This is a genomic window from Vibrio ichthyoenteri ATCC 700023 (genome assembly GCF_000222605.1).
GTDB classification, from domain to species: domain Bacteria; phylum Pseudomonadota; class Gammaproteobacteria; order Enterobacterales; family Vibrionaceae; genus Vibrio; species Vibrio ichthyoenteri.
The window spans coordinates 1-8,003 of record NZ_AFWF01000221.1 but is presented as its reverse complement, the minus strand read 5'-3'; the positions used below and the strand labels follow the sequence as shown (position 1 = coordinate 8,003).

Genomic DNA, 8,003 nt, shown 5'->3' with positions numbered 1-8,003 from the left:
TTCTTAATGATATTTGATGGTATTGATAGGCGTTAATTCGTGGATAGTAGAAAAGAAGACTCGATAAATATATTGAAAGCCTGGCATTTAGTGGAGTTTTTTCAAGCCTACTCAGTACCAGATAAAGACGACAGTAAAATTACACCAGTAAATGTGTCGTGTCACGAGTTGAAGTCATGTGGTAACCATCTACTTCCGTGGCTAGATCCCGCAGCTCGTGATTCACTCGGCCTTACTCCGGGTAAAAAGTGTACTTATACCCTATATCTGGGATTATTCGATAAATCGGCTATAGATAAAAAAGTTGCGGAGTACTTTTCTACCCACAGGCAAGAAGATTGCATCTCTGAAGAGATAGAGCAAAGAAGAGATAATGAGGGAGCGTCTTGCTTTGCTAAACTGATGTTGGATGAGTTTGGTACTCCACGACTCGATACCTTTTCGGTAAGCACGCTACCTTGGGCTTTAGCTGAGTTACTTGGTGGCAGGGCTGCGACGATATCTCAGGAACGATTTGATAGTCGTTGTGATGATCTTAACGAGTTTGTAGATCGCTGGGAAGCCACCTTGCCTAACCATCCTAGCTCAGAGGGAAGGCATACTCTTTGTGTGAGAAGCCTAATGAGCTTGATTGACGGGCTTTACCAATGGGCTGGTATTTCTAATCAAGATTTGTTGCTTTCAGAGAACTCAAAGGTTTACCCGTTTCAGATGGCTTTTTATGAGTATGAAACGAAGTCAGACAATTTTTTGGAGAACAAAAATGCCCCAGGAAAAATTGAAGACGATAATGAAGATGCATCTAAAGAAGACGAATCTCAGTTACCTATTCTAAACAGCTTTTATATTCGAGATATAGAGCGGGCCATTAATGCGATTTCCACTGGCAGGGCCAGCCAGCCCCTTCAAACCTACTTGGGACAATCCAGTCATAAGCATGTTGATCTGTATACCAACGATTCGATACCGCTGATTCATAATCACTTGAACCCCAAAGAAACACCAGAAGGAAGGTGGCTGACAGAGCCTGCGCATAACATGTCTTTAATGCAGCAGTTCGCCATCAATACGGTATTCAAGGAGCTGAAAACAGGTGGCGTGATCTCGGTTAATGGTCCTCCAGGCACAGGTAAAACGACGTTATTGCGGGATATCATTGCGCAAAACATTGTTGAGAGAGCGAAGGTATTAGCTTCTTTTTCGAAGGTTAGCGATGGGTTAAGTTCAGAAGGATTTCTTATTGAAGAGCTTACTGATTTTGAAATGGTTGTGGCGTCATCAAACAATGCCGCCGTTGAAAATATCTCAAAAGAGCTTCCTCAAGCAAAGTCGATAGCTGACAGATACGCTAATACCAGTTTTTTTCGTTCTGTAGCAAACCAAGTAAGTGCTGATGAAAATAAAGGTCGTTTACAACCCTTGAATGACAAAAGACAGAGCTGGGGAAATATATCTGCTGCCATGGGGGCTTATAAAAAGAGGCGAAAGTTTCTCGATCGCTTTTTCTTTGATTACTACTATGAAAAAGGCAATGAGCCAGCGGTTAGAGAGCCTTCTTTGGACTTCTTGAATTTTTGGCAATATCGCTCAACTTATACCGGGCCTTCTTTTCAAATTGCCAAAAGGGCCTTTAACGAGAAGTTATCTCGTTTCCATGAGTTGAATGACAAGTTAGCCTATTTTGATAGCCTGCAAAAGACTTTCGATGAACATCAATTTGATGCTGATTTGCACCAAATGAACCTAGTTCTAAATGAGCTAGAAAACGATGCTCAAACGCTCTCTGTAGACCTAGATGTTCTTAGTTCAACAAGAAATGCAGAAGTGAGAAGGGAAGAAGAAATTTCAATTTCCCTTGAGCTATTGAAGGTTAACTCGCCTAGTTGGTTTAGTCGGTTCTTTAACACTAAGAAAAATAAACAATATAAGGCTTCACTATCTCAAAAACTCGGTGAGTACGAAAATGTCAAAAAAGCTATTCGGTTGATTGTTGGTGATGTTGAAGCCAAAGAAATCGAGATAAAAGGGTGTACAAAGAAAATTTCACAGCAGCAGGTCGATATTCACTCTAAGGAGCTTAAAAAGCAGAAGCTTTTAGATGAGTTAGATGCCTATAGAGACGAGTTTAAGGGGTATCATTTACCAGAAACTACTGATGATATTGAGGGGCATGACAGACAGAGACACGCGTGCTGGCAGCAGGAAAAGATCAATGCACTGAGGTCTGACGTATACGCTGCAGCGTTACTGCTTCATGAGGCTTGGTTGATTGAGGCTAGCAACCTGAATAGTTTTCGATCTCAGATACATAAAGTGAATAATGTTGTTTTAGGGAAGAGTCGCGAGAATGCACTAGCGATTTGGCAGATACTATTTATGTTTGTCCCCGTGGTTTCGACGACTTTTGCTTCATTGGGAAATATGTTTTCTAAGCTGCCGCCAGAGTCTTTAGGTTGGCTGATGATTGATGAGGCTGGGCAAGCAGTACCACAATCTGCTGTAGGTGGTTTGCTTCGTGCTAAGCGAGCCGTGGTTGTTGGAGACCCTCTGCAAATTGAACCTGTGTTTACATCTCCACCAGAGCTGATTGACTACTTAATGCAATCTAAGTTGCAAGAAAAATCAGAGAAGTGGGACCCTTGTATGTGGTCAGTTCAGACGTTAGCTGATCGCGTTAATCCGTATGGCTGTATGATAGATATGGATGGTGAAGAACAATGGATAGGTATACCGTTATGGGTACATCGTAGATGTATCGAGCCCATGTTTAGCATTTCGAATGAAATAGCTTACAACAATCGAATGATACATGGCTCTGACAAGGCTAAAGATGTTGAACCAAGAACTCATATGGCTTTAGGGCGTAATCGCTGGAATGATTCAAAAGGAGATTGTGTACACAAACAGTATAAACGTGAGTTGGGTGAAGATGTTAAAGCCCTTTTACTCGAATTAGCAGCGCACAATGGCGACTTAAGCAGCATCTATCTAATAACTCCATTTAAAGCGGTAAGAAAAGAGTTGAAAGAAGATCTGAGGCGTAGCAAGTCAGAGCTGCTTAGTAACTCGAGTTGGAATGAAAAGGAGTTTAATAACTTTCTGAAATACAACGTAGGGACTGTGCACACTTTTCAAGGCAAGGAGAATGATACCGTTATTTTGGTTCTCGGCTGCGACACTAAAAACAGTGGCGGGGCATCTTGGGCTTCTTCAAAACCAAATTTGTTGAACGTAGCTGTTACCCGAGCCAAAAAACATTTGTTTGTCATCGGTGATATTCAGGTTTGGTCCGACAAGCGCTATTTTGACAAAACATACAGAAAGTTGAATCACTTCAGTACGAATGACTATCCACTAAGCGAGAGTCCCACACAATGCAAAGAGACATCGCCAACTCCCTAGGTGAGAGTTTGCCTTATGCTCTGTGAGTTACTGGATTATTAACATAGCGTGAAGCTATCGTTCAAGCAATCATCGCATTGATAGTTATGAAATGCTACTAATTGGACAAATCCCCACCAGCTTTTGCTGGTGGAGATTAGTATTTTTTATGCACTCAGTCTTGTATTGAGTTATCTCACATTGTCGATTCCCCAATTTTCCCATATTCTCTCACCATCAATTCTGAAGAATTAAACCAACATGAGATAACGCTCTGAATGGTAGACCAAATTTTAACCTTGAAAGAAGTTGCAGTGTATCTAAAGCTTGCCGAAAAAACAGCATACCGGTTAGCAAGCGAAGGAAAGCTACCTGGTTTTAAAGTAGGCGGTTCTTGGCGTTTCAAGCGTGAAGACTTAGAAGCGTGGATTGAACAACAAAAAACAGGTGCCTAAATGCTTCCAAATTATCAAGAGTTAATGAAGCCAGTGTTGGAGGTTGCGAAGAATGAAGAAATTAAGCTTAGCAACGTTGTAGACTTGCTAGCGGAGCAATTCAATCTGTCAGAAGACGAGAGAACGGAGCTGCTTCCTAGTGGCCGACAAGCGGCATTCACGAACCGAGTTGGATGGGCCAAAACCTATCTAGCAAAAGCTGGGCTTTTGGATTCCACAAGGCGTGGTCATTTCGTGATAACAGATTTGGGAAAAGAGGCTCTAAACAGTGGTGAAGAGATCAATAACCAATACCTAAAACGTTTTGATGACTTCAATGCGTTCACTAAACAAAAGAACGGTGATGCAGACAAAGTTGAAGATACAACAGTGCCTGATAATGATGCGACGCCAGATGAAGTGTTGAGAGCTGCTTACAAACAGATTAACGATGCCTTAGCCTCAGATATTTTGTCACGAACACGTAAAGTGTCTCCAGCCTTCTTTGAACAACTGCTGATCGACCTGCTACTAGCAATGGGCTACGGCGGAAGTGATGAAGGTATGGCTCATACGCTTGGAAAGAGCGGCGATAACGGTGTCGATGGCGTGATTAATCAAGACCCACTTGGTGTTGATCAGGTTTACATCCAGGCCAAGCGTTACACCGATGGAAACAACGTTGGCGCTGGTGAAATCAGAGACTTTTTTGGAGCACTTAATCTGAAGAAAGCACAAAAAGGCATTTTCATTACCACATCTGAATTTACTTCATCAGCTATTCAAACAGCCAAAGACCTAGGCATGCGCATCGTGCTTATCAATGGTAAAGAGTTGGCTAAGCTGATGCTGCGCTACAACATTGGCAGCCGAGATGAGCAAGTTTTGCATATCAAGCGTATCGATGAAGAGTTTTTTGAAGGATAGCCCACGATGGATAAAGAGTTAACGCCAGAAGAGCAGGCGCGATTAATCATAGATCAAAAGCTGGTGGACGCAGGTTGGACTATCCAGGATAAGAAACGTCTCAATCTTTACGAAGGCCAGCAAGGCATCAACGGAATCGCCATTAGAGAGATGGATACGTCCACAGGTCCAGTGGATTACATGCTTTTCATTGATGGCAAAGCATGCGGCGTTATTGAGGCTAAGAAAGACGGAGTCTCTCTAGGCGGAGTCGCAGGGCAAAGCGAGCGTTATAGTTTATCGAAATCAGCATTCACACAGCGTTGGATGGATGAGTTACCGTTTACTTACGAAGCAACCAGTGAAGAAATTCGCTTTTGTGACTATCGAGATCCTAAAGCTCGTAGCCGAAATGTCTTCCATTTTCATAAGCCAGAGACATTGAAAAAGTGGCTAGAGGAAGAGAAAACACTTCGTGCGCGTATGCTGGATTTACCTGAACTCGACACGCAAGGTCTTCGTGATTGCCAAATCGATGCTATCAATGGGATAGAAGACTCACTGAAAAAGAACAAACCCCGTGCACTATTGCAAATGGCTACTGGCTCGGGGAAAACCTTTACTGCCGTTACACAAATATTTCGTTTAGCAAAATACGCCAAGGCTAAGCGTGTTTTGTTTTTGGTCGATAGGGGCAACCTGGGTCGCCAAGCCAAGAAAGAATTTGAGCAATACGATACCCCACTCGATGGTCGAAAATTTACGTCTCACTACAATGTAAATATTTTGGGTACCACAGGCGTCGCGGATACAACGAAAGTGACTATCTCGACAATCCAACGACTTTACTCACAGCTTTCAGGCTCGGAACTCGATGATGACGCTGATGAGCGTTCTGGATATGAAGTAGAAGCAGATAGCGATGCTAAGCAACCTCGAACGGTAAACTATAACCCTGCGATACCGATTGAGACTTTTGATTTGATCATCATCGATGAATGTCATCGCTCAATATATAACCTATGGCGGCAAGTAATTGAGTATTTCGACGCATTTTTGATCGGGCTAACGGCGACCCCAACCAAGAAAACCATCGGTTTCTTCAACCAAAACTTGGTCTCTGAATACACTCATGAAGATGCTGTCATTGATAAGGTAAACGTCGGTTATGACATCTACCGAATCAAAACCAAAAAGTCAGAGGAAGGAGACTTAATAGAAGCGGGGACCGCTGTACAGATCCGTGACAGGTTGACTAAGAAAAAGCGTCAAGAAGTTTTAGATAAAGACGAGAGTTATAACAAAACCCAGCTAGATAGGAGCGTTATTGCGCCTAACCAAATAACAACCGTTCTAAGTGCTTTCAAGGATAGATGCTTACCTGATTGCTTTAGTGAACGCTCTTGGGTCCCTAAAACCCTGATCTTTGCCAAAGATGATGATCACGCAGATCGTATCGTTGATAAAGTTCGAGAAGTATTTGATGAAGATAATCATTTTTGTAAAAAGGTAACTTATCGGGTTGGCAAGAAGAAAGCCGAAGACACCATTGCAGAATTTCGTACAAGCCCAAGGCTACGTATTGCAGTTACCGTCGATATGATTGCGACAGGTACGGATATTAAGCCTCTTGAGTGCGTTATCTTCATGCGTGATGTTCGTAGCCAAGCTTACTATGAACAGATGAAAGGGCGTGGTACTCGAGTGATTGATACCAGCTCTCTGCACCTCGTTACGCCGGATGCAAAAGCAAAAACCAAATTTGTCTTAGTTGATGCAGTCGGAGTGACAGAGTCAGACAAAACGGAAAGCCAAGCGATGGAGAAGAAACCATCAGTGTCTACTGAAAAACTGATGGAGCAAATTGCTAGGGGTGACCGAGATGCCGATACACTACAAAGCTTGGGTAACCGCTTAATCCGCTTAGATCTTAAATTAGACGACAAGCAGCGAGCAGAACTGACAAAGTTAATGGGCAAACCGCTTGCGCTTGTGGCAGGTGAGCTGATACATGCAACGAATGAAGATTACCTTGAGCAAGAAGCGATAGAAAAGTTTGGTACCGACGCACCGACGGTTGAACAACGAGATCAAGTCTATAAGCCTTTAGCCGATGCTGCCGTTAAACCATTTCACAATCCTGATGTACGAGAGTTAGTGGAAAAGGTAAGGCGCAATACGGACCAAATCATTGATGAAAGTGCTGATGAACTTATCGATGCTGGTTTTGATGCTGAAAAAGCCGAGCATATTATCAAGAGCTTTAAGCAGTTTATGGATGACAACAAAGATGAGCTCACCGCAATTGAGTTAATTTACAGCAAACCGTACCAACAACGACATTTGAGTTACGATCAGATTGAAGAACTTGCTGAAAACATCCAAGCGCCGCCTTATAATCTCGCGCCTATTGAAGTATGGAAGGCGTATGAGCAGCTCGAAGCAGCCAAAGTAAAAGGTGTGCCACCGGCGACCTTGCTAACTAATATCGTAAGCCTAGTTAGTTATGCAACAGGCCTAAAAGATGTACTCGAGCCATTCCCTGAGGTGGTCGAGCGCCGTTTTAATGCGTGGCTAAGCCAGCAACAACAAGCTGGTGTTGAGTTTGATGAAAGCCAGCTTGAATGGTTAGATATGATTAAACAGCAGATCGCTCAAAACGCAGAGATGATGATCGAAGACTTTGATTACGCCCCGTTTAACCAGCAAGGAGGGGTGTTCAAAGCAAAGCAGTTATTTGGTGACAAGCTGGATAATGTAGTAAATGAATTAAATGGTTACCTAATAGCATGAGTAGAAGACAGAACACTCCTAATTTACCCTCTGGTTGGAAATGGGTGCCTCTTGATGAAGTATTACTAAATATTATTGGTGGAGGAACTCCGTCAAAATCAAATCCAAGTTATTGGTCTGGAGATATCCCTTGGTTATCCGTTAAGGACATGAAAACTTCGCGACCAAAGGATACGATTGATCATATTAGCTTGGATGCAATTGAGAATAGTGCGACAAATTTAATATCACCAGATACGCTTATCGTATCTACACGAATGGGCTTAGGTAAAATAGTCCGTTTGCCTTTTGAGACAACAATTAACCAAGATCTTAAAGCCCTTATTCTAGCTAAATCAGTAAATAAGTCATATGTAGAGTACTGGTATATTTCGCTAGCTTCATACATAGAAAGCCTTGGTACGGGAACGACTGTTAAAGGAATCCGATTAGAACAACTAAGATCGCTCAAGCTACCTTTGGCCCCGAGAGCTATACAAGATTTAGTTC

The 8,003-nt window shown here is 42.6% G+C and carries 5 protein-coding genes; all 5 read left to right on the top strand.

From position 1 onward, the window contains the following. The first annotated feature begins 39 nt into the window (after positions 1-39). On the top strand, positions 40-3,402 hold the full coding sequence (locus tag RH85_RS16020) for a DEAD/DEAH box helicase (protein WP_006713749.1): 3,363 nt from the start codon (positions 40-42) through the stop codon (positions 3,400-3,402). Between the two features lie 257 nt (positions 3,403-3,659). Continuing rightward, complete coding sequence (mads1, locus tag RH85_RS16015) at positions 3,660-3,836, top strand: methylation-associated defense system helix-turn-helix domain-containing protein MAD1 (protein WP_006713748.1); 177 nt, start codon at positions 3,660-3,662, stop codon at positions 3,834-3,836. Further along, the gene (locus RH85_RS16010; RefSeq protein WP_006713747.1) at positions 3,837-4,742 is read left to right on the top strand and encodes a restriction endonuclease; all 906 of its coding nucleotides are present in this window, start codon (positions 3,837-3,839) and stop codon (positions 4,740-4,742) included. It abuts the gene before it with no gap. Positions 4,743-4,748: 6 nt separating this feature from the next. After that, complete coding sequence (locus tag RH85_RS16005) at positions 4,749-7,514, top strand: type I restriction endonuclease subunit R (protein WP_006713746.1); 2,766 nt, start codon at positions 4,749-4,751, stop codon at positions 7,512-7,514. Beyond that, positions 7,511-8,003: restriction endonuclease subunit S (locus RH85_RS16000; protein WP_006713745.1), on the top strand; the 493-nt coding region annotated here is incomplete at its 3' end. The genes RH85_RS16005 and RH85_RS16000, both read left to right, overlap by 4 nt.